Consider the following 19,226-nt stretch of genomic DNA (forward strand, 5'->3'; position numbering starts at 1 on the left):
ATCAAATGAGAACATGAAAAAGGAGCAGGGAATCCTGCTCCTAGCCATGAATATGAAATTATTTTTGATATCCACCCATTTGTTGTTCAGCTTGAGCTACAAGACGTTTAGTGATTTCACCACCTACAGATCCGTTAGCACGAGCAGTTGAATCAGGACCAAGGTTTACTCCGAATTCGCTAGCGATTTCGTATTTCATTTGGTCAAGAGCTTGTTGTACACCAGGTACTACTAAGTTGTTTGTGTTTGCCATGTTGTTTCACCTCCTTCGGTACTTCTAGAATGTGCGAAAGAGGAAATAACATACATACAAAATCACTGGAAATTTTTTAAAATAAATTTTCGACTGAAGAACTGCCTTCATAAGCGTTGATATGAACTGTCTCAATCCTATTTAAGGCGTCCTCACATTTTTTTTCAATCTCCACATATTGCTCAAATTTTGCGGCCCCTTCTCGTTTCGGCTTTGTCTTGGAGTCTGTTGGTAAGAAGATGGTACAGCAATCTTCGTAAGGCAGAATTGATGTTTCATACGTACCAATACGCTTTGCATAAGCAATGGTCGTTTCTTTATCAATCGCAATTAAAGGACGAATAACAGGCAATGTCGTAACTTCATTAATCGTATTCATACTCTGCAACGTTTGCGATGCCACTTGTCCAAGGCTTTCCCCATTTGAAATTGCTAAAATTCCGTTCTTCTGAGCAAACGCATCTGCAATTCGTAACATCATTCTACGCATAATAGTCATCTCATAATTAGAGGGAACCTCTTTATGGATATGTGTTTGAATATCTGTAAATGGAACAAGGTGCACCTTAATGCTTGTCCCGTATTTCGTTAATTCTTTTGTTAAATCGAGTACCTTTTGTTTTGCTCGTTCATTCGTATATGGTGGACTATGAAAATGAAGCATTTCAATTTGGGCGCCACGTCCCATTAACATATGTGCTGCAACAGGTGAATCGATTCCTCCAGATAACATGTGCAACACTTTTCCACTCGCTCCAACTGGAAGTCCTTTTGCTGCTTCTATTGCCCCACCAGTAATATACGTACCTGCATCACGCACATCAATGGATAGTTCGAGTTCAGGTTGATGAACATCTACTTTTATGGCTCCGTCTAGAGCGCGCAAGATATGTCCACCGATTAGATGGTTAAGTTGTTGAGATTGAACCGGAAATCCTTTGTTCGCACGCCTAGCTGAGACTTTAAACGTTTTAACATTCGGATGAAGTTTTTCAATAAAAAAAAGGGCTCCTTCTTTAATCGTGTCGACGTCATTCTCCACCTGCATGGCTAAACTAAAGGAATAAATACCGAAAACATTTTTTAATGCTTCTTGAATGGGTGTTTCGTCAGCACCATGTAAATGAACAATAATTCTCCCTTGAATTCGTTTTGCCGTTACACCTGGAAACGGCTTTAATACTTTACGAATGTTGGCAAGGAGAAGCTTTTCAAAATGACTCCGATTTTTCCCTTTTAATGCTAGTTCTCCGTAACGCACAACAATATGATCGATATTCATTATGTTACCTCCTGAAGTTTTGGAACGAGTCGCTTTAGTGCCTTTATACACGTGGTCATCTCTTCTTCCGTTGTTAAAAAAGACAAACTGATTCGTATTGCCGTTTCCGCACGCTGCCGATCATGCCCTGCACCTAATAGAATTCGGCTTGGAGCACCTGTTTTTGTTGAGCATGCTGATTGAGTTGAAACGTATATTTTTTCTTGAGAAAGGGATTGCACGAGTACTTCCGCTTTGATCGCTGGAATGGACACATTTAAAATATGTGGCGCACTATTGCTAACCGGCGAATTGATGAACACACCTTTTATTTGCTCAAGTTCGTGTATGACTAGCTTTCGCAAAGAAAGTAGACGCTCTTGCTCTTTATTCGCAACCGATGCTCCCATTTCAAGAGCTTTTGCGAAACAAGCGATACCTGCTACGTGTTCTGAACCGGGCCGAAGAGATTGTTCTTGCCCACCGCCATATAGGATAGGCTTCACTAGAGAAGGGTTTTTCGCATACAACAGCCCTGTTCCATTTGTACCATGAATTTTATGAGACGATAACGTCATTAAATCTATGTTGGAAAGTGAGCCAATCGGGACTTTTAGCAAGCTTTGCACAGCATCAACGTGGAACTGTATTCGTGGATAAGCTGATAACATCTCCGCTAGTTCCTGAATGGGTTGAATCGTTCCTAACTCACCTTGCACATGGCCGATGCTAACAAGCACCGTGTTCTTCTTAATGGCATCTTTCACTTGCTCAACCGTTACTCTCCCAAAAGCATCTCCTTGAAGATATGTCACTTCATGACCTGCATCTTCTAGTTGTCGAACCGTTTCATAAACAGACGCGTGCTCCACAGTTGTCGTAATCATATGTGCACTCTTTTCTTTTGTCACAATGCCTTTAATTGCTAACACATTGGCTTCTGTACCGCCACTTGTAAAGAGTAGCTGTTCTTTCTGACAAGAAAGAAAGTGGGCTATTTTCTTTCTTGCGTGGTTCAATACCTGCTCCGCTTCCATTCCTACTGAATGGAGCGATGAGGGGTTTCCAAAGTACTGCGAAGAAATCGTTGTATATAATGTTAAGACCTCTGGATAAGGTTTTGTTGTTGCACTATTGTCAAGATAAATCATGTAACAAACTCCTTTAACCTATAAACGCTGTATAATCACAGCTAATCTTAGCATAGATACGTTGTTTGTGCAGACAAAAAAAACGAAGCCACTTGAAGTGTCTTCGTTTAAGCTGAAAGATGTTTTGTCACTTTATTAAGTAAATCTGGTTCGTAGCGTTGAACAGCTTGTTGGACAATGGAGAGTGCTTTTTCGTAATCGTATTCTAGAAAAGCTTGTTCTGCCTCGTCAAGCTCTTTTCGAACAGTATCATCCTGTCCTCGATAACGATTACTATATTGAATGGCAAGCTCTGCCATTTGTGCGGTTTCAACCATTTCTTTAATGGCAGCACTGTTTTTTTCAACGACTCTTACGGCATCTTGAACGAGAGCTTCTACTTCTGTCATTTCGAGAGGAAACGATTCAAGACCTTCAATTGCTTTGTTGATTTTTCCTTCCGCTTCATCTAATGCTTCTAAGTACGTAACAGGAACACCTGGTAAATTACTTTTATAAAGCAATCGCTTCGATTCAAGCACTAGCTCTCGCAACTGACTAACTGTTTCTTGGGCCTGTATTTCGTCTTTTCGCAGTCTTCTTAAACGGTCGATACTTTCTTCAATCCCGTTAGAAAGCTCTTCCATTTGTTTTCGCCATTCTTCTGTCATTTCAAAAATAGAAGAAAACGATTGTTTTCGATTTTCAAACACATCCATAATAAGCGTTAGCTGGCTCTGCACATTCCGTAAGTTTTTTTGCAATGTTTGTTGAAGCTGAATTTCTTCCGCTGCAATCATATAGCTTTTTTCCACTTGCGTTGTTTCATCAATAAGCTGTTTCATATTTTGATAGGCTTTTTCCACTTGGGCTTTTAAAGCTGGAACTTGCGCTAACAGCTTGCTTTTATAATTCGCTTCCTTTTCAAGGGTTTCATACATTTCATCAATTTCTGTTTGAAGCGATTCAAGCGCTGCTGCCGCTTCATCCACATTTAATTCTTTTAATGCTATGTACGCCTCATCAATTTCTTCTTTTTGCATGGAGATTTTTGATCCAAAAGAAAATGTCTCAAGGTGATAACCATCTTCTTCCATTTCTTTAATACCTAATTGCAAATTTGATAATTCACCAGGAAGTGTAGAACGAACTTGCATAAGAAGATGAGGGATGCGTTCCATCTTCTCATTTAGAATATAAAGGGAGTCTTTAATTTGCAGAAGCTGCTTTCTTGCTTGCAGGTAGCTTCCATTTTGTGTCGATTCTTCAAAAGCTAGTAATGCTTGTTTAGCATGACTCATCTCTTCATCAAGGGCTTTAATCGATTCACCAAACGAGCCTCGTTTCTTTAATAATTCGGCAGACAGCGTTTGGTAAAGCTCCTTTATTACTGCAATTTCACTGCGATTCTTTTCTTCTGCAGAAACGAGCTTATCAATATCCTCTACCATTAAATCAAGCTGCTGCTCAACAGACAGAAGTCGATTTTCTACCCATTTTAGCTGGTCTTTCGCTTTTGTAATTCGGTATTTACCGGCTAATTCTTCAACCTCAATAAGTTGTTCTTCAATGCTAGGGAGAATAGACTCAAGAATTTCGTCCCAGTCTTTTCGCCAGCTTTCAAATTTCTGTTCTGTTTCCCCAGACATTTTCAGCTTTTTCACTTTTGAAATTTCCTCTGAAATATTCCGATTAAGTATTTGGTTTTTTCGATTATCTAATTCATCGACTGATTTATGTATTGTTCGCCTAATTAACATTCCAGCAACTGTACCAATTACAATCACAATTAGTAAGACGACAACGATACCAATAATAATATCCACTGGAGACTCCCTTCCGACAAGCTCTTTCATCCTCTGCTAATTTTCTAGTTTATCCGTTTTCTAATACGTATTATAATATCATGAAAGCGACAGTTTGTGTGCAGATTCAACAGATCACTTCAAGACAATTTTCGCACTACCTAAAACCGATTGAATTGTTATACACAGACGAAGGAGGTTTTCGATAAAAATGCTAGATGGGCATGTCCACACACCTTATTGTCCGCATGGATCGGCAGACGCAATGGCTTCTTATTGTGAAGAAGCCATTAAACAAGGGATTACTCAGCTTTCATTTACAGAGCACGCTCCCCTTCCTGAGGGTTTTAAAGACCCTACCCCAGCCCAAGACAGTGCGATGCGTTGGGACGATGTTCCTACTTATTTTGCTACAATAAAACAGTTAAAAAACGACTACGCCAAATCGTTGCGCATACTCGCTGGTTTGGAAGTTGATTATATTGTTGGTTTTGAGAAGGAAACGACCGCTATCCTTAACGAACTCGGACCCTATTTAGAAGACAGTCTGTTATCGGTGCACTTCTTACAAACGACTAACGGTTATCATTGCTTAGACTACAGTGCTGATGGCTTCTGGTCCCTTGCAGAAAAAATTGGTGGCGTAGACGCTTTATATCATCTTTATTATAAAACCGTGCAATTGTCCATCGAAGCTTCACTAGGCTCTTTTAAACCAAAACGGATTGGGCATATGACATTATGTAGAAAATATCAACTGCGGTACCCAGCTAGTCATTCTTTTGAAACAGAGTGGATGCATATACTAAAAGAAGTTCGGGCGCAGGGTCTTGAATTGGACTATAACGGTGCAGGCATCATAAAGCCTGACTGCCAAGAAACCTACCCTCCTCTTTTTATTGCGAAGACGGCTAAAGAGATGGGCATCCCACTTATTTACGGATCTGATGCCCACACTGTAGCTGGTTTAAAAAGTGGATATGACGCTTTGCTTCCCTAACTTCTAACTAAATGAAGTCGCTTAACATCCCTTGTCTCTAATAACGATCTCATCCATTGCTCGGCATGGGTCACATATCGTCTCATAAACAGATGATCGTCTGGCGCAACTAAAAAGAGTTCTTTTAAATATTGCGGAGATGAAAATGGTAGTGTTAACATATTTCGTAAGTGAAGAACGGTCAAATCTATTGGTACTCTTTTCACTTGCTTCGCATTAAGGTGGACCTGAATAACTTGCTCTAAAAGAAATTGCTCTTTTCTCAAGTACGTACTCATCACTTCGCGTACGAGGGTAGAGTCCATTGTCATTTCTCGATGCGCCATTCGTGCAAGTAAATGGCAAGATTGTTGATACGTAAAGACTCGTTTAAATAAGTGAGATAATACTTGCTGTAGGTCGCCATCTGATGTGCGCATGGCTTCTTCTATAGAATGAATGTAGCCTTCAAAAAATTCAATGAGTAAGGTTTCAAATAATACGTGTTTTCCACCAAAGTAATACGAAATTAAAGCAGAATTAACCGAAGCTTCTTTGGCAATATCTCGAACGGACGTACCATGATAACCATTCGTATAAAAGAGCCGCGTCGCAGCAAGCTTAATAGAATCTTTTGTTTGATCACTCATTTGGATCCCCTCCGATAAGAGTTGATTGCACAAAACCTTTTCCCTTACTTCTGTATTCGACTTGCTCTTACAAGCTCCTGTTAAAGAATCCAAATATAGACCAAATATTTTTAGACAAATACCGTGATAAAAAGGCGATTATTGTATCATAAAAGGAGAATCTGTCATGTTTTCAACAAGCTCATATTCCAACAATAAACAAGAAGCATATGAATTGCTTTTAAAACAAGCAAAAGCACTACTAGAGGATGAAAAAAGCACGCTTGCAAATTATGCAAATGCGAGTGCCTTGCTTGGTCAATTTTTAACGGATATAAACTGGGTCGGTTTTTATATAGTAAACGAAACTGAACTCGTTTTAGGTCCTTTTCAAGGATTACCTGCCTGTACTCGCATCGCTATTGGTAAAGGGGTTTGCGGTACAGCCGTTTCTGAGAATAAAACGATGAGGGTTGCAGATGTTCACACCTTCCCAGGTCATATTGCCTGTGATGCAGCATCAAATTCGGAACTTGTTGTTCCAGTGTGTCATGATGGAAAGGTAATTGCCGTGTTGGATATTGATAGCCCACTAAAAAATCGCTTTACGGAGGAAGATCAACTCTACTTAGAGCGTTTCGTTGCAACAATAGAGCCATACTTGAAAGCAAACCTTGACTTTTAAACAAATGTTAAGTATGATTATTCGGTGTGAAAGACAGCCGAGACAAGCTGTTGTTTGTTTTATTCCATTCCTCGCGGCTGCAAGGTATGAGGTGCACTGTGTAACTTCTAGCTGTCGAAGCGAAGGTGCATGAAAATGGAATAACTTACATTCAGAGATTGTCAGACAGGTTGTTATTTTGCAAATCAAAATAACAAGGAGGAGACTACTTATGTCTCGTTATACAGGTCCATCTTGGAAATTATCTCGTCGTCTTGGTGTTTCACTAAGCGGCACTGGAAAAGAGCTTGCGAAGCGTCCTTACGCTCCAGGTCAACACGGTCCAAACCAACGTAAAAAACTTTCTGAATATGCGCTTCAGCTTCAAGAAAAGCAGAAGCTTCGTCATATGTATGGCGTTAATGAGCGTCAATTCGTTCGTATCTTTAATGATGCTGGCAAAATGTCTGGTATCCACGGCGAAAACTTCATGATTCTTCTTGAGTCTCGTTTAGACAATCTTGTTTACCGTTTAGGTCTTGCTCGCACACGTCGTGCAGCTCGTCAACTTGTTAACCACGGTCACGTAATGGTAGATGGCTCTCGTGTAGATATCCCATCTTACCGCGTAAAGCCTGGTCAAGCGATCTCTCTTCGTGAGCGTTCTCGCAACCTAACTGCAGTGAAAGAGTCTTTAGAAGTAAATGACTTCACTCCAGCGTATGTATCATTTGACGAAGAAAAGCTTGAAGGAACGTACACGCGTCTTCCTGAGCGTTCTGAACTTCCTGCTGAAATCACAGAAGCACTTATCGTTGAGTGGTATTCTCGTTAATAAGCACGTAAAAAACGTCTGCCTGATAAAGGTAGACGTTTTTTTTTCGCATGCATCACAGCTAATTCTTATACTAGACGTAATTTCGCGAATTTCCGCTTTCCAACTTGGACAATCATATCGTTTTCCACTGAAACGATCATCTTTATGTCATCTTGCTTTTCTTCATTAATCTTGACGCCGCCACCTTGAATCATACGACGCGCTTCTCCTTTTGAGTTTTGAAGTTTCAACTCAACAAGTAAATCAATAATGGATACGTCTTTGTCACCATTCCAATCTACAACAGGTAAATCCGTTGGTAGCGTTCGTTTTTGAAAGACTGTCTCAAAATAATGTTGTGCTTCTTTTGCTGCTTCTTCGCCATGGTACATTTCAACTAACTTTCGTCCGAGACGCATTTTCGCATCACGAGGATGAACGGAGCCATCTTTCAATCCTGCTTCAATGGCTTCTACTTCTTCCATCGGAACGTCCGTCGCAAGCTTAAAGTATTTCGCCATTAACTCATCTGGAATGGACATCGATTTACCAAAAATTTCATTTGGCGCTTCGTCAATACCAATATAGTTGTTCAATGACTTTGACATTTTGCGAACACCGTCTAACCCTTCAATCAGAGGAAGTGTCATCATGACTTGCTTTTCTTTACCGTACGCATCTTGTAACTGCCTGCCCATCAGAAGATTAAACGTTTGATCTGTACCACCCACTTCAATATCTGTATCCATTGCCACAGAATCATATCCTTGCATAAGTGGGTAGAAAAACTCGTGTACAGAAATCGCTTGACCAGATTTATAACGCTTATTAAAGTCTTCTCGCTCTAGCATACGAGCAACTGTCATTTGGCCAGCTAAATTTAACACATCTTCAAACTTCAGTTCTGATAACCAGTGTGAATTATAAAGAATTTCCGTTTTATCCATATCTAAGATTTTGCCGTATTGCTCTACATAGGTTTGTGCGTTTTGTTTTACTTGCTCATCTGTTAACACTTTACGTGTTTCTGATTTTCCAGTTGGATCTCCGATCTTACCTGTGAAATCACCAATTAGCAATTGAATATGATGACCATATTCTTGAAACTGACGTAGCTTTTGAAGCACAACGGTGTGACCAATATGCACGTCAGGCGCAGATGGATCCATGCCTAATTTAATGTTAAGAGGCTTACCTGTGCGCACACTCTTTTCAATTTTTTTGCGAAATGCTTCTTCTGGCACAATTTCTACAACCCCACGCATTAGCGTTTCAACTTGCTCATTTACTCGATTTATTTGCTCAGCGGTTAACTGATTTTCTTCTGACATGTCTCTTCCTCCTCTATTTTTGAACACAAAAAAAGCTCCTCCCAAAAAGGGACGAACATTCGTCGCGGTACCACCCTTGTTGAAGGCAGAATAAGCCTTCCACTCTAACGATAACGGTTTTCCCGTCTTTGTGGTAAACACAAAGAAAGCTCCCAGCTGTAATTCTGCTCATGACATGTGCTAGCTTTCACCGCCCGCTAACTCTCTACTGACTACAACATCATAGGCATACTTCGGCTTTTCAACGCTTGTATACTAAATATAAACTTAGTTTTATCATACCTCGTTTTTAAAGTCAACAGAACGTGTATGCCCGTATTCTCATTTATGGTATACTCACCTTTATAGGGGGGAAACAATGAAATCTTTTCTATTACATGTAAGAAAATCCTTTGAGCAAGTGAATCAAAAGCTTGCCGACATTCATTTTTTTCGTAAGGTAGGCATTACCTACCAAGTACTTTGGAATTTACTACTTGTTGCACTTATCGTCGGGTTTTTACTCGTTCTATTAGCTGGTGGAACAGCAGCCGGTTATTTTGCATCTCTCGTTCATGATGAACAACCTTACTCAGAAGAAGAATTACGCACCCACGTAGGGTCTCTAACAGAAACGAGTGAGATCTATTTAGCTAACGATGTCTATTTAGGAAAAATACGAAGTGATGTTGAGCGAGACATTGTGACATTAGATGACATAGCTGATGAAGTGAAATGGGCTATTGTTGCAACGGAAGATGAACATTTTTACGAACACGAAGGCATTGTTCCAAAAGCGCTGCTTCGCGCTACGATGCAAGAAATCGCAAATTCGTCGGTGCAAACTGGTGGAAGTACGCTTACTCAGCAATTGATTAAACAACAAGTCCTTTCTAACGAAGTGTCGTTTGATCGGAAAGCAACTGAAATTATGCTTGCCATGCGACTAGAACACTTCATGTCAAAAGACGAAATTTTAGAAGCTTACTTAAATGTAGTTCCATTTGGACGAAATGCTTCAGGTCGAAATGTAGAAGGCATTCAAGCGGCTTCAATGGGCATTTTTGGCGTAGCTGCGTCTGAGTTAAATTTAGCCCAATCAGCTTATTTAGCTGGTATGCCACAAAGTCCATTCGGCTACACACCATTTACAGGCGATGCAGATGTGAAAGATGAAGATGGCTTACGTCCAGGCTTTAATCGCTTCCGCACAGTCCTTAACCGGATGTATGAGAGTGGATACATTGACCAAGAGCAGCGTGATGAAGCCCTTGACTATGACCTTGCCGCTGATTTTATCGAATATGCTCCGGACCCAATGGCTAGACACCCGCGGTTAACATCTGAAATTCTTGAGCGGGCAACAGAAGCACTGCTTGCTGTAGAGAAAGAGTCCTTTGAAGGGTGGGATCAGCTTAGTGCCAGCGCCCAAAGTTTAGAGGAAGAAGAAATGCGCGGTACTGTACAAAATCGAATTGAAAATGGCGGGTATAAAATTACTACAACCATTGATGAAGACTTATATAGCGCAATGAACGATGCTGCCAGCAATTCTGATTATTATTTCGGTCCGAATAATGGCAATGGGGACCCAGAAGAAGTCGGTGCCGTTTTGATTGATAATCGCACAGGAGCCATTCTTAGTTTCGTTGGCGGACGGGAAGAAAATTTAGATAATCAGTTAAATTATACGACTCGTTTACGTTCACCTGGTTCAACGATTAAACCCATTCTACCGTTTGCCGGTGCTTTGGAAGCAGGGGTGACCCAACCAGGGCTTGTCATTCCAGATACGCCGACTAATCGTAGAGTAGATGGAGTACCAATTAACAACTATGATAATAGTCATGATGGGAATATTACGCTTCGTGAATCTTTAAAGCGTTCCCGCAACGTACCTGCCATTAAAGCATGGTGGCACGTACCAGAGGAATTAAAACAGCACTTAATTCAATCCTCAGGCGTTACCAATATGTCAACAGTTGAAACAGCTGCTATCGGCGGTGGCGGGGCAACCGTAGAACAAATTGTCTCTGCCTACTCTGCCTTTGCGAACGATGGTAAACGACCTGAAGCATACATGATTGAGAAAATTGAAACATACGATGGAGAAATTGTGTACGAACACGAAAAGAAAGAGTTTGACTACATTAGCCCACAATCAAATTACTTACTCGTCGATATGATGCGTGATGTCGTCAGTACTAGTGGCGGAACAGCTAGTCGAGTTCCAGGCTTACTAAACTTTAGCGCAGACTGGGCAGGTAAAACAGGTACATCTAATGAGAATATTGACTCATGGTTTGTTGCGTCAAACCCTTATGTCTCTCTTGGTGTTTGGAATGGCTATACAGGCAGCAAACAAGTACCATTGTTAGAACGCTACAACGGAATGGGTACTGGTGAGCGTACGCAAAATATTTGGGCCAACATTGCCAATGCAGCGTACAGTGTAAAACCAAGCTTAATGACGGCTGAAGGAACGAGGTTTCAGCGTCCTAGTGGGTTAACCGAACGTCGCGTGTGTGGGTTGACAGGTGGTTCTTCAAACGCCATTTGTGACGAAGAAGGTTTAGTCACAACGGATCTTTATAATAACAACCTATTGTCTCGAATCGATGGTTTGTCCCCTTTCCAAAGTGAATTAAAAAGCACGGTTCAAAAACAGCTGGATGAATTACGCAAACGAGAAAGAGACGAACGTCGTGAAAATGATAATGATGATGATGATGAAGACGATGACAGCTCTTCTGACGACGGCGAAGAAGAAAACGATAGTTCTAACGAAGATGAAGACAATGAAGATGAAAATGAAGATGATGATGATACAGACGAGGGAACTACAGACGAAGAAGAAGATTCAGCCGACGATGAAGAAGAATAAACGAGCAAAAACCATCCAACTAGTTGGATGGTTTTTTTGATTAATCTTCCATTGTCGATAGATCACCAGTCGGTAAATCAAGTTCCCATGCTTTTAACACACGACGCATAATTTTACCACTGCGCGTCTTAGGTAAAGAAGAACGGAACTCCATTTCCCGCGGTGCCGCATGGGCAGCTAAACCATTTTTCACAAATTGACGAATCTCTTCTTTTAAATCGTCTGTTACTTCATAACCATCACGTAAAGCTATGAATGCTTTAATGATTTCACCACGAACGGGGTCTGGTTTACCAATTACTCCAGCTTCAGCAACTGCTGGATGTTCCACAAGTTTGCTTTCAACTTCAAATGGACCAACACGTTCACCTGCTGTCATAATGACATCGTCAATTCTTCCTTGGAACCAGAAATAACCATCTTCATCCATATATGCTGAATCACCAGAGATATACCAGCCTGCTACTTCAAAATAACTCTTAAACTTCGGTTCGTTATTCCAAATGGAACGCATCATCGACGGCCAGCCAGCTTTAATGGCTAAATTCCCCATCCGGTTTGGAGGTAGTTCATTCCCTCGATCATCAACAATGACCGCGTAAACACCTGGAATTGGTTTCCCCATTGAACCTGGACGAATTTCCATTGCTGGATAGTTACAAATCATTTGAGCACCTGTTTCCGTCATCCACCACGTATCGTGAATACGAAGATCGAAGACATTTTTCCCCCAACGGACAACCTCAGGATTCAGAGGCTCACCAACACTTAATACATGGCGTAATGAAGAAAGATCGTATTTCTTCACAAGCTCATCCCCTGCACTCATAAGCATTCTAAATGCAGTTGGTGCACTATACCAAACGGTTACATGATAACGTTGAATCGTCTCATACCAATCATCTGGAGAAAAACGTCCGCCACGTACCACATTCGTCACACCAGCAAGCCAAGGACCGAAAATTCCGTAAGATGTACCTGTTACCCAACCGGGATCCGCTGTACACCAATAAATATCATCATCCTTTAAGTCAAGTACGATTTTAGCCGTATGGTAGTGTTGTACCATTGCTTCGTGAACATGTAAAACACCTTTTGGTTTTCCTGTTGAACCAGATGTGTAATGAAGAATAAGTCCATCTTCTTTATCCACCCATTCTACTTCTAATTCATCTGATGCTTCGTCTAACCGTTTATTAAATTGAAGAAACGCGCCGTTATCTTCATACTTTTTATCATCAACAAGAACCGTTTCGAGCTGCGGTAAATCGTTAAACGGCACACGCTCTAGTAATGTAGGCGTTGTTACAAGTACTTTAGCGCCACTGTCTTCAAGGCGATCCTTAACAGCTCCCTCCATAAACGCTTCAAATAATGGGCCTACAATCGCACCTAATTTGACTGCACCAAGAAGCGCAAAATAAAGTTCAGGAGATCTTGGCATAAAAATAAATACACGGTCTCCTTTTTCTACACCCGCTTCTTTCAACACATTTGCTGCTTTGTTGGAATATGCTTTTAACTCTTTAAATGTATAGCGTTCATCTCGACGTGCGTCACTATAGTAAAGCGCAATTTGATCCGCTTTCCCATTTTCAGCGTGGCGGTCAATGGCTTCATAGGCTATATTCATTTTTCCTGTTTCATTCCAAGAGAATGCTTGTTTTACTTGATCCCAATTAAATTGTTCTTTTGCTTCTTCATAATTTTTCAGGTTATATTGTCCATCAATAACAGGAAGCGCTTTCATAATAGCTTCACACCTCTCCTTCTCTAATTGAGTTTATTATATACAAGAAACGTCTCGATTTCAATTGATTCATCTTAATAACTTTCAGAAGTGCTAGTCAATTTCTAATCCTTTAACGATAAGAAAAGACGTTAGACTTGATCTGTAGTATACTGGTTGGGAAGAATGTTTAATTGAGGTGAAGCTATGGACCATCCAAAAAAGTTTGTTAGAGAACCTTTCTCTTTTCAGTCGAAAACGCTTTATTTAGAAGGCCCATTACAACCAAATGAAATTGAAGCATTAGACTATCATGAAGCACTCGTTTCTTTTCGCCCTGCTGAAGCGCAAAAAAAAGCACTAATCGAAATAGCTGAACTTCCTGAAGGAAGAATTAATGTCATTCGTGACGATCAGAAAATTGTCGGTTACGTCACCTTCGTTTACCCCGACCCACTTGAGCGCTGGTCAGAAGGAAAGATGGAAAATCTAATTGAACTTGGTGCGATTGAAATTGCACCTGAGTATCGAGCAAATGGATTAGGAAAACAGCTACTTCAGATATCAATGAAAGATCCTGCAATGGAAAACTATATCATTATAACAACAGAATACTATTGGCACTGGGATTTAAAAGGAAGCGGTCTTGATGTTTGGGAATATCGTAAAGTAATGGAAAAGATGATGAATGCAGGTGGACTGATTTGGTTCGCTACAGATGACCCAGAAATTAGCTCTCATCCTGCTAATTGTTTGATGGCACGTATTGGTGCGAATATTGATCAAGCTTCTATGGAACAGTTTGATCAGCTTCGTTTTGTTAACCGCTTTATGTATTAACGAACGAGAGGGGGCTACGTTCTGCTTAGAAAGCAGGGTGTACACAAATGAAATTACATCTTATTATGCGTACAAACGTTTATACACTTACTTCAACTCATTCAATTCAAGACGCTATTGATTTAATGGAGCAAAAATCGATTCGTCATATTCCAATTATCGATCATGATGACAATGTTATTGGGATCATTTCCGATCGAGATATACGCGATGTGCGCCCGTCGATTTTAACTCAGAAAACAGATGAGTCTGTGTTTTTGAAACCGATTTCATCCATAATGGCGTCGCCTGTTTTAACGGCTCACGAAGATGACGATGTACAAGAAACGGCTAAATTATTCTATCAACATCGGATTGGCTGTTTACCAATAACCGCTAATGGACGTATAATAGGCATTATTTCAGAGTCAGATATTCTGTACAGCTTGACAGCACTTCTTGGTGCAGACCGCCCTACGTCTGTCATTGAAGTATGTGTGCAAAATTATCCTGGAATGCTCGCAGATGTAGCGACTATTTTCAAACAAGCTGGTGTGAACATTGTCAGTGCTGTGGCGTACCCAAGTCAAAAAGTAAACTATCATATGCTTTCTTTTCGTGTACAAACGATCGACCCAAGAAAAGTCATTCAGAAGCTTGCTGACAGTGGCTATGACGTATACGGACCATCCCTCCCATCCATTGGAGGTGAACGGTAATGACGAAAGAACGTTCTGCCTTTATTTATGGGGCAGATGCGTATCCGTACAAGTTTAGTGATACTCATCCATTTCATCCTCTTAGGCTCCAACTGACCCACTCTTTATTAGAGTCAATCGGTGCATTAGAGGGTGTACAGATCATTTCACCAGAGCGAGCAACAGATGAACAATTAGCCTACATTCACGATCCTAACTTTATAGAAGCTGTTAAAGAAGGTGGGCAAGGGTCACTTGATACGGTTAAAGCGCAAACATTTGGATTAGGAACAGAAGACACGCCTGTCTTTCCTCATATGCATGAAGCTTCTTCCTACTTAGTTGGAGGGACAATTGCTGCCTGTGATGCAGTGCTACGAGATGGATATGCGCATGCATTTCATCTTGGAGGAGGCTTGCATCACGGTTTTAGAGGACGAGCATCTGGTTTTTGTGTCTACAATGATTCATCGATTGCGATTGAATACATGCGACGCAAATATGGCGCTCGCGTACTTTACGTTGATACAGATGCCCATCATGGAGATGGTGTTCAATGGGCTTTCTATGAAGATTCTGATGTTTGTACATTAAGTATTCATGAAACTGGCCGTTATTTATTTCCAGGAACCGGTCATGTGACAGAGAAAGGGTCTGGGGAAGGCTTTGGTTATTCTATTAATATTCCATTAGATGCCTTCACAGAAGATGACTCCTTTCTTCACGCCTATAGGGAATCACTTAAAGAGGCTGTGACCTTTTTCCGCCCGGATATCATCTTAACGCAAAATGGAGCGGATGCGCATTATTATGACCCATTGTCTCACCTTCACCTCTCTATTCAATCGTTTCGTGAAATTCCTGCCATTGTGCATGAATTGGCACATGAATATTGTGAAGGTCGCTGGGTTGCGATTGGCGGGGGAGGCTACGATAAGTGGCGTGTAGTTCCAAGAGCTTGGTCCTATATTTGGCTAGCGATGACTGATCAGCTTCACCTTGCTGAGGAACGGATTCCTAAATCTTGGCTGCAACAATGGCAAAAAGAAGCTGCGGAAATTCTTCCTTCTACTTGGTCAGATCCAGCCTTTCCTGTTATTCCACGTAGAACCGAAATAACCGAAAAAAACCGACTTACTGTCGATAAAGCACTTTATCATATCCGACGCGAACAAGAAAAAAAATGATTGGCAGACAGCCAATCATTTTTCTTTATTTTGTTGAGTCTCTGCTTTCAATACGGTGAGGTAATGTGACAGTCGACTCTGATACGTCTTCTTTATTCATTAGTTTCGTTAACAGACGCATGGATACAGCACCGATATCATATAACGGCTGAACAACAGTTGATAATGTAGGACGAACCATTGTTGCTAAGCGCGTATTGTCAAATCCAACCACTTCATAATCCTCAGGAACGTGTAACCCTTTGTCTTGAATACCGTGAATAACACCGAGAGCCATTTCGTCATTTGAAGCAAAAATGGCTGTTGGCTTCTTCTCAACTTCTACAAAAGAATCCATTGCTTCAATACCTGAATCGTATGAGTAATCACCAATGACGATTAAGTCCTCATCAAACTCAATGTTATTCTTCTCTAAAGCGTTTCGATAGCCAGCGAATTTTTGATAGCCGTTGATGGGATCTTCTAATGATCCACTTAACATACCGATTCGTTCATGACCTTTATCAATTAAAAACTGAATAACGTCTTCTGCCGCTTTTGTGTAGTCAATATTAACAGATGGAAACGACTTTTCACTATCTAACGTTGCAGCTAGAACAATCGGTACTGGCGAGCGTTTAAATTGCTCTGCGTGCTCTTCAGTAATTTCTCCACCCATAAACACAATTCCATCCACTTGCTTTTCAAGTAATGTGTTGATTAAATGAATTTCTTTGTCTTTATTTTGATCTGAGTTACATAAGATAATGTTATATTTGTACATCGTTGCGATATCTTCAATACCACGCGCTAATTCCGAAAAGAAAATACTTGAAATATCTGGAATGATTACACCTACTGTTGTTGTTCGTTTACTCGCTAATCCTCGAGCTACAGCATTAGGTCGATACCCTAAACGTTCGATTGCCTCAAGAACTTTCTTTCTTGTTGTTGGTTTTACATTTGGGTTTCCATTAACAACTCTTGATACTGTTGCCATAGATACGCCTGCTTCTCTTGCTACATCATAAATGGTTGTATTCATATGTTTTACCTGCTAAACTTCAGCAGTTATCCTCCTTTTTATGTTTTATCAAATGTGTATTATTAAGTTCACTAAACTCTGTTTTTCAAACTTATTTCCTATAAGAATACGATATACAAAGATTTAGTGCAATATAAAAGCTCATTATCACAAACATTTTCATAAATGAAAAACAGTTTTCTTTTTTATGGAAAACAGTTGAAGCGCTACCATTAATAATGTGCCCGTTTTTAGTAAACTTTAAACAAAGGATTTGAGTAAGAGAATCCAGGTAGTAAGTAATAGAGGAACAAATAAAAAAAGAAAAAAAGCGCGAAAACGCCTTTTTTCTTTTTATCATTATAATTTAAGATTGTGTCACTGCTTGTTTAATTAACCCTGATGATTCTAACGCAGTCATAAATGAATTAAACTCATCAAAGTTCATTTGTTGAGCAGAATCAGATAACGCAACTGCTGGATCTGGATGTACTTCAGCCATAACTGCGTCTGCACCAATAGCAAGTGCTGCTTTTGCAGTAGGAAGCAAGAGGTCTTTTCTTCCTGTTGAATGCGTAACATCAACCATTACAGGTAGATGCGTTTCTTGTTTTAAAATTGGAACGGCAGAGATATCTAGCGTATTTCTTGTTGCTTTTTCGTACGTACGAATACCTCTTTCACAAAGCATCAATTGGTCGTTTCCTTTGGACACAACATATTCTGCTGCATGAATAAATTCTTCTATCGTCGCTGATAGTCCGCGTTTTAGTAGTACTGGCTTTTTAACAGAACCAGCTGTTTTTAAGAGCTCAAAGTTTTGCATGTTACGAGCTCCAATTTGAATCACATCTACGTAATCCAAAGCCAATTCGATATCTTTCGGTGTAACGATCTCACTGACAACGGCCATATCAAGCTCATCAGCAACACGTTTTAAAATTTTCAGCCCTTCTAAACCAAGCCCTTGGAAATCATAAGGTGATGTTCTTGGTTTAAATGCTCCGCCTCTTAATAGACGCTGACCATGTTTTTTCATTTCTTTTGCAACGGCTAGGACTTGCTCATAGCTCTCAACTGCACACGGGCCAAAAACAAAGCGTTGTTTGCCATCACCAATCGTTTCACCTTTAACATTAACGGTTGTATTTTCAGGGTGTCTTTTTCGAGAAACGAGAAGTGCTTTACTATTGTCTTCCTCTTGAAGCTCTAGGCTTGCTTTAAAAATCTGCTTAAATAAATGCTGAAGGGTTCCTGTTTCAAACGGACCACTATTGTGCTCTGCAATGTGATCAAGCATTTTTCTTTCACGTACTGGATCAAATCGAGCTATACCCTGCTGTCTTTTTACTTCACCAATTTCTTTAACAAGACGAGCCCGCTTGTTAATTTGTTCAAGTAAATCTAAATTGACCTTATCTAATTGATCTCTTAATTCGTCTAGCTGATCGTGACTCATTTCTCTCCACCTCTCCAATGTTCTTTTATTTATTCTGTTTATTATAACGAAGAGCTCGCAAAAAGTCACGACTTTTTTCTTTATTACTTAAACGCTTTTATGCACTAAAGTATACAGGTGGTAAAAAGAGTGGGCTTAACCCACTCACTATTGATTACTTTTTAGCCGCTTGCTTTGCTTTTTTTTCAGCATCTTTCACTTCACTTTTAACTGTTTCAGAAATGTTTTTACCAGCTTCTTCAGCATCTTCTTTTAAATCTTTCGCTAAGCTTTTTGCTTCTTCCACTTGGTTCTCTGCTTCCTCTTTTGCTGTTGCACTTAAGTCTTTCACTTTATCCACTACTTGTTGTGACTGATCAGTTACCACTTTTGCTAAATTTGATGATTTTTCTTTAGCGATGTCAGCCCACTCGTTTCCTTTTTCATACACATCGTTTGTTAACTGAGCTGTTTTTTCTTTCGCGTTATATGCTTGCTCACTAATATCGCTGCGAAGTTCTTTCCCTGACTTCGGCGCTAGAAAAAGAGCTGTAGTCGCTCCTACAATTCCACCTACTAATGTACCAATTAAAAAGTCTTTTGTATTCATGTCACCCATT

The 19,226-nt window shown here is 40.3% G+C and carries 17 protein-coding genes and 1 other annotated feature; of the genes, 7 read left to right on the forward strand and 10 right to left on the reverse strand.

Annotated features, from left to right (window positions below):
- Positions 1 to 58: 58 nt before the first annotated feature.
- The 4 genes from PQ477_RS01760 to ezrA all read right to left on the reverse strand — a co-directional run bounded on the left by PQ477_RS01760 (position 59) and on the right by ezrA (position 4,470).
- The gene (locus PQ477_RS01760) at positions 59 to 253 is read right to left on the reverse strand and encodes an alpha/beta-type small acid-soluble spore protein (protein WP_035393924.1); all 195 of its coding nucleotides are present in this window, start codon (positions 251 to 253) and stop codon (positions 59 to 61) included.
- A gap of 76 nt (positions 254 to 329) precedes the next feature.
- The gene (gene thiI, locus PQ477_RS01765; protein ID WP_144559361.1) at positions 330 to 1,535 is read right to left on the reverse strand and encodes a tRNA uracil 4-sulfurtransferase ThiI; all 1,206 of its coding nucleotides are present in this window, start codon (positions 1,533 to 1,535) and stop codon (positions 330 to 332) included.
- Positions 1,535 to 2,665 carry a cysteine desulfurase family protein gene (locus PQ477_RS01770; RefSeq protein WP_274272878.1) on the reverse strand — a complete coding sequence of 377 codons (1,131 nt, stop codon included), beginning with the start codon at positions 2,663 to 2,665 and terminating at the stop codon, positions 1,535 to 1,537. Before PQ477_RS01770 ends, thiI begins: the two co-directional genes overlap by 1 nt.
- Positions 2,666 to 2,772: 107 nt before the next feature.
- Positions 2,773 to 4,470, reverse strand: coding sequence for a septation ring formation regulator EzrA (gene ezrA, locus PQ477_RS01775; RefSeq protein WP_274272879.1), 1,698 nt, complete (start codon positions 4,468 to 4,470; stop codon positions 2,773 to 2,775).
- A 190-nt stretch (positions 4,471 to 4,660) separates the two neighbouring features.
- Between ezrA and hisJ the strand changes: the two genes are divergently transcribed.
- Entirely contained in the window at positions 4,661 to 5,449 is a 789-nt protein-coding gene (hisJ, locus tag PQ477_RS01780; protein ID WP_035393921.1) for a histidinol-phosphatase HisJ, read from the forward strand.
- Here hisJ and refZ read toward each other — a convergent pair.
- Positions 5,446 to 6,078, reverse strand: a complete 633-nt coding sequence (refZ, locus tag PQ477_RS01785) for a forespore capture DNA-binding protein RefZ (protein WP_035393918.1) — start codon at positions 6,076 to 6,078, stop codon at positions 5,446 to 5,448. The two genes, hisJ and refZ, sit on opposite strands and share 4 nt — an antisense overlap.
- A 166-nt stretch (positions 6,079 to 6,244) precedes the next feature.
- Here refZ and PQ477_RS01790 point away from each other — a divergent pair, with 166 nt between their 5' ends.
- Positions 6,245 to 6,742: a GAF domain-containing protein gene (locus PQ477_RS01790; protein WP_035393916.1), complete on the forward strand. Its 498-nt coding sequence runs from the start codon at positions 6,245 to 6,247 to the stop codon at positions 6,740 to 6,742.
- Positions 6,743 to 6,953: 211 nt separating this feature from the next.
- Entirely contained in the window at positions 6,954 to 7,556 is a 603-nt protein-coding gene (gene rpsD, locus PQ477_RS01795; protein WP_035393914.1) for a 30S ribosomal protein S4, read from the forward strand.
- A 68-nt stretch (positions 7,557 to 7,624) separates the two neighbouring features.
- Here rpsD and tyrS read toward each other — a convergent pair whose 3' ends face one another.
- Positions 7,625 to 8,869 carry a tyrosine--tRNA ligase gene (gene tyrS / locus PQ477_RS01800; protein WP_035393912.1) on the reverse strand — a complete coding sequence of 415 codons (1,245 nt, stop codon included), beginning with the start codon at positions 8,867 to 8,869 and terminating at the stop codon, positions 7,625 to 7,627.
- A 44-nt stretch (positions 8,870 to 8,913) separates the two neighbouring features.
- Positions 8,914 to 9,123: a binding site (T-box leader), on the reverse strand.
- Positions 9,124 to 9,227: 104 nt separating this feature from the next.
- Between tyrS and PQ477_RS01805 the strand changes: the two genes are divergently transcribed.
- The gene (locus tag PQ477_RS01805) at positions 9,228 to 11,732 is read left to right on the forward strand and encodes a transglycosylase domain-containing protein (RefSeq protein WP_274272880.1); all 2,505 of its coding nucleotides are present in this window, start codon (positions 9,228 to 9,230) and stop codon (positions 11,730 to 11,732) included.
- Positions 11,733 to 11,772: 40 nt separating this feature from the next.
- Here PQ477_RS01805 and acsA read toward each other — a convergent pair whose 3' ends face one another.
- A complete protein-coding gene (gene acsA / locus PQ477_RS01810) occupies positions 11,773 to 13,482 on the reverse strand; it encodes an acetate--CoA ligase (protein ID WP_274272881.1) in 1,710 nt (569 codons plus the stop codon).
- Positions 13,483 to 13,668: 186 nt separating this feature from the next.
- Here acsA and PQ477_RS01815 point away from each other — a divergent pair, with 186 nt between their 5' ends.
- The 3 genes from PQ477_RS01815 to PQ477_RS01825 are packed head-to-tail and all read left to right on the forward strand — an operon-like array spanning position 13,669 to position 16,165.
- Complete coding sequence (locus PQ477_RS01815) at positions 13,669 to 14,301, forward strand: GNAT family N-acetyltransferase (protein ID WP_035393908.1); 633 nt, start codon at positions 13,669 to 13,671, stop codon at positions 14,299 to 14,301.
- Between the two features lie 47 nt (positions 14,302 to 14,348).
- A complete protein-coding gene (locus PQ477_RS01820; protein WP_035393906.1) occupies positions 14,349 to 14,999 on the forward strand; it encodes an acetoin utilization AcuB family protein in 651 nt (216 codons plus the stop codon).
- On the forward strand, positions 14,999 to 16,165 hold the full coding sequence (locus tag PQ477_RS01825) for an acetoin utilization protein AcuC (RefSeq protein ID WP_144559366.1): 1,167 nt from the start codon (positions 14,999 to 15,001) through the stop codon (positions 16,163 to 16,165). The genes PQ477_RS01820 and PQ477_RS01825 overlap by 1 nt, the downstream gene beginning before the upstream one ends.
- Positions 16,166 to 16,190: 25 nt before the next feature.
- Here PQ477_RS01825 and ccpA read toward each other — a convergent pair whose 3' ends face one another.
- From ccpA to PQ477_RS01840, 3 genes are all read right to left on the reverse strand, one after another.
- Positions 16,191 to 17,189, reverse strand: a complete 999-nt coding sequence (ccpA, locus tag PQ477_RS01830) for a catabolite control protein A (RefSeq protein WP_035393903.1) — start codon at positions 17,187 to 17,189, stop codon at positions 16,191 to 16,193.
- 346 nt (positions 17,190 to 17,535) lie between these two features.
- Positions 17,536 to 18,627 carry a bifunctional 3-deoxy-7-phosphoheptulonate synthase/chorismate mutase gene (locus PQ477_RS01835; protein WP_144559367.1) on the reverse strand — a complete coding sequence of 364 codons (1,092 nt, stop codon included), beginning with the start codon at positions 18,625 to 18,627 and terminating at the stop codon, positions 17,536 to 17,538.
- Positions 18,628 to 18,781: 154 nt separating this feature from the next.
- Positions 18,782 to 19,225, reverse strand: coding sequence for a YtxH domain-containing protein (locus PQ477_RS01840; protein WP_035393901.1), 444 nt, complete (start codon positions 19,223 to 19,225; stop codon positions 18,782 to 18,784).
- Position 19,226: the final 1 nt, after the last annotated feature.

Origin of the sequence: Shouchella hunanensis, from assembly GCF_028735875.1 — a bacterium.
GTDB classification, from domain to species: domain Bacteria; phylum Bacillota; class Bacilli; order Bacillales; family Bacillaceae_D; genus Shouchella; species Shouchella hunanensis.

Coding starts and splice junctions, on each gene's coding strand:
- PQ477_RS01760 (WP_035393924.1), bottom strand. CDS start 253: ATGGCAAACACAAACAACTTAGTAGTACCTGGTGTACAACAAGCTCTT.
- thiI (WP_144559361.1), bottom strand. CDS start 1,535: ATGAATATCGATCATATTGTTGTGCGTTACGGAGAACTAGCATTAAAA.
- PQ477_RS01770 (WP_274272878.1), bottom strand. CDS start 2,665: ATGATTTATCTTGACAATAGTGCAACAACAAAACCTTATCCAGAGGTC.
- hisJ (WP_035393921.1), top strand. CDS start 4,661: ATGCTAGATGGGCATGTCCACACACCTTATTGTCCGCATGGATCGGCA.
- refZ (WP_035393918.1), bottom strand. CDS start 6,078: ATGAGTGATCAAACAAAAGATTCTATTAAGCTTGCTGCGACGCGGCTC.
- PQ477_RS01790 (WP_035393916.1), top strand. CDS start 6,245: ATGTTTTCAACAAGCTCATATTCCAACAATAAACAAGAAGCATATGAA.
- rpsD (WP_035393914.1), top strand. CDS start 6,954: ATGTCTCGTTATACAGGTCCATCTTGGAAATTATCTCGTCGTCTTGGT.
- tyrS (WP_035393912.1), bottom strand. CDS start 8,869: ATGTCAGAAGAAAATCAGTTAACCGCTGAGCAAATAAATCGAGTAAAT.
- PQ477_RS01805 (WP_274272880.1), top strand. CDS start 9,228: ATGAAATCTTTTCTATTACATGTAAGAAAATCCTTTGAGCAAGTGAAT.
- acsA (WP_274272881.1), bottom strand. CDS start 13,482: ATGAAAGCGCTTCCTGTTATTGATGGACAATATAACCTGAAAAATTAT.
- PQ477_RS01815 (WP_035393908.1), top strand. CDS start 13,669: ATGGACCATCCAAAAAAGTTTGTTAGAGAACCTTTCTCTTTTCAGTCG.
- PQ477_RS01820 (WP_035393906.1), top strand. CDS start 14,349: ATGAAATTACATCTTATTATGCGTACAAACGTTTATACACTTACTTCA.
- PQ477_RS01825 (WP_144559366.1), top strand. CDS start 14,999: ATGACGAAAGAACGTTCTGCCTTTATTTATGGGGCAGATGCGTATCCG.
- ccpA (WP_035393903.1), bottom strand. CDS start 17,189: ATGAATACAACCATTTATGATGTAGCAAGAGAAGCAGGCGTATCTATG.
- PQ477_RS01835 (WP_144559367.1), bottom strand. CDS start 18,627: ATGAGTCACGATCAGCTAGACGAATTAAGAGATCAATTAGATAAGGTC.
- PQ477_RS01840 (WP_035393901.1), bottom strand. CDS start 19,225: ATGGGTGACATGAATACAAAAGACTTTTTAATTGGTACATTAGTAGGT.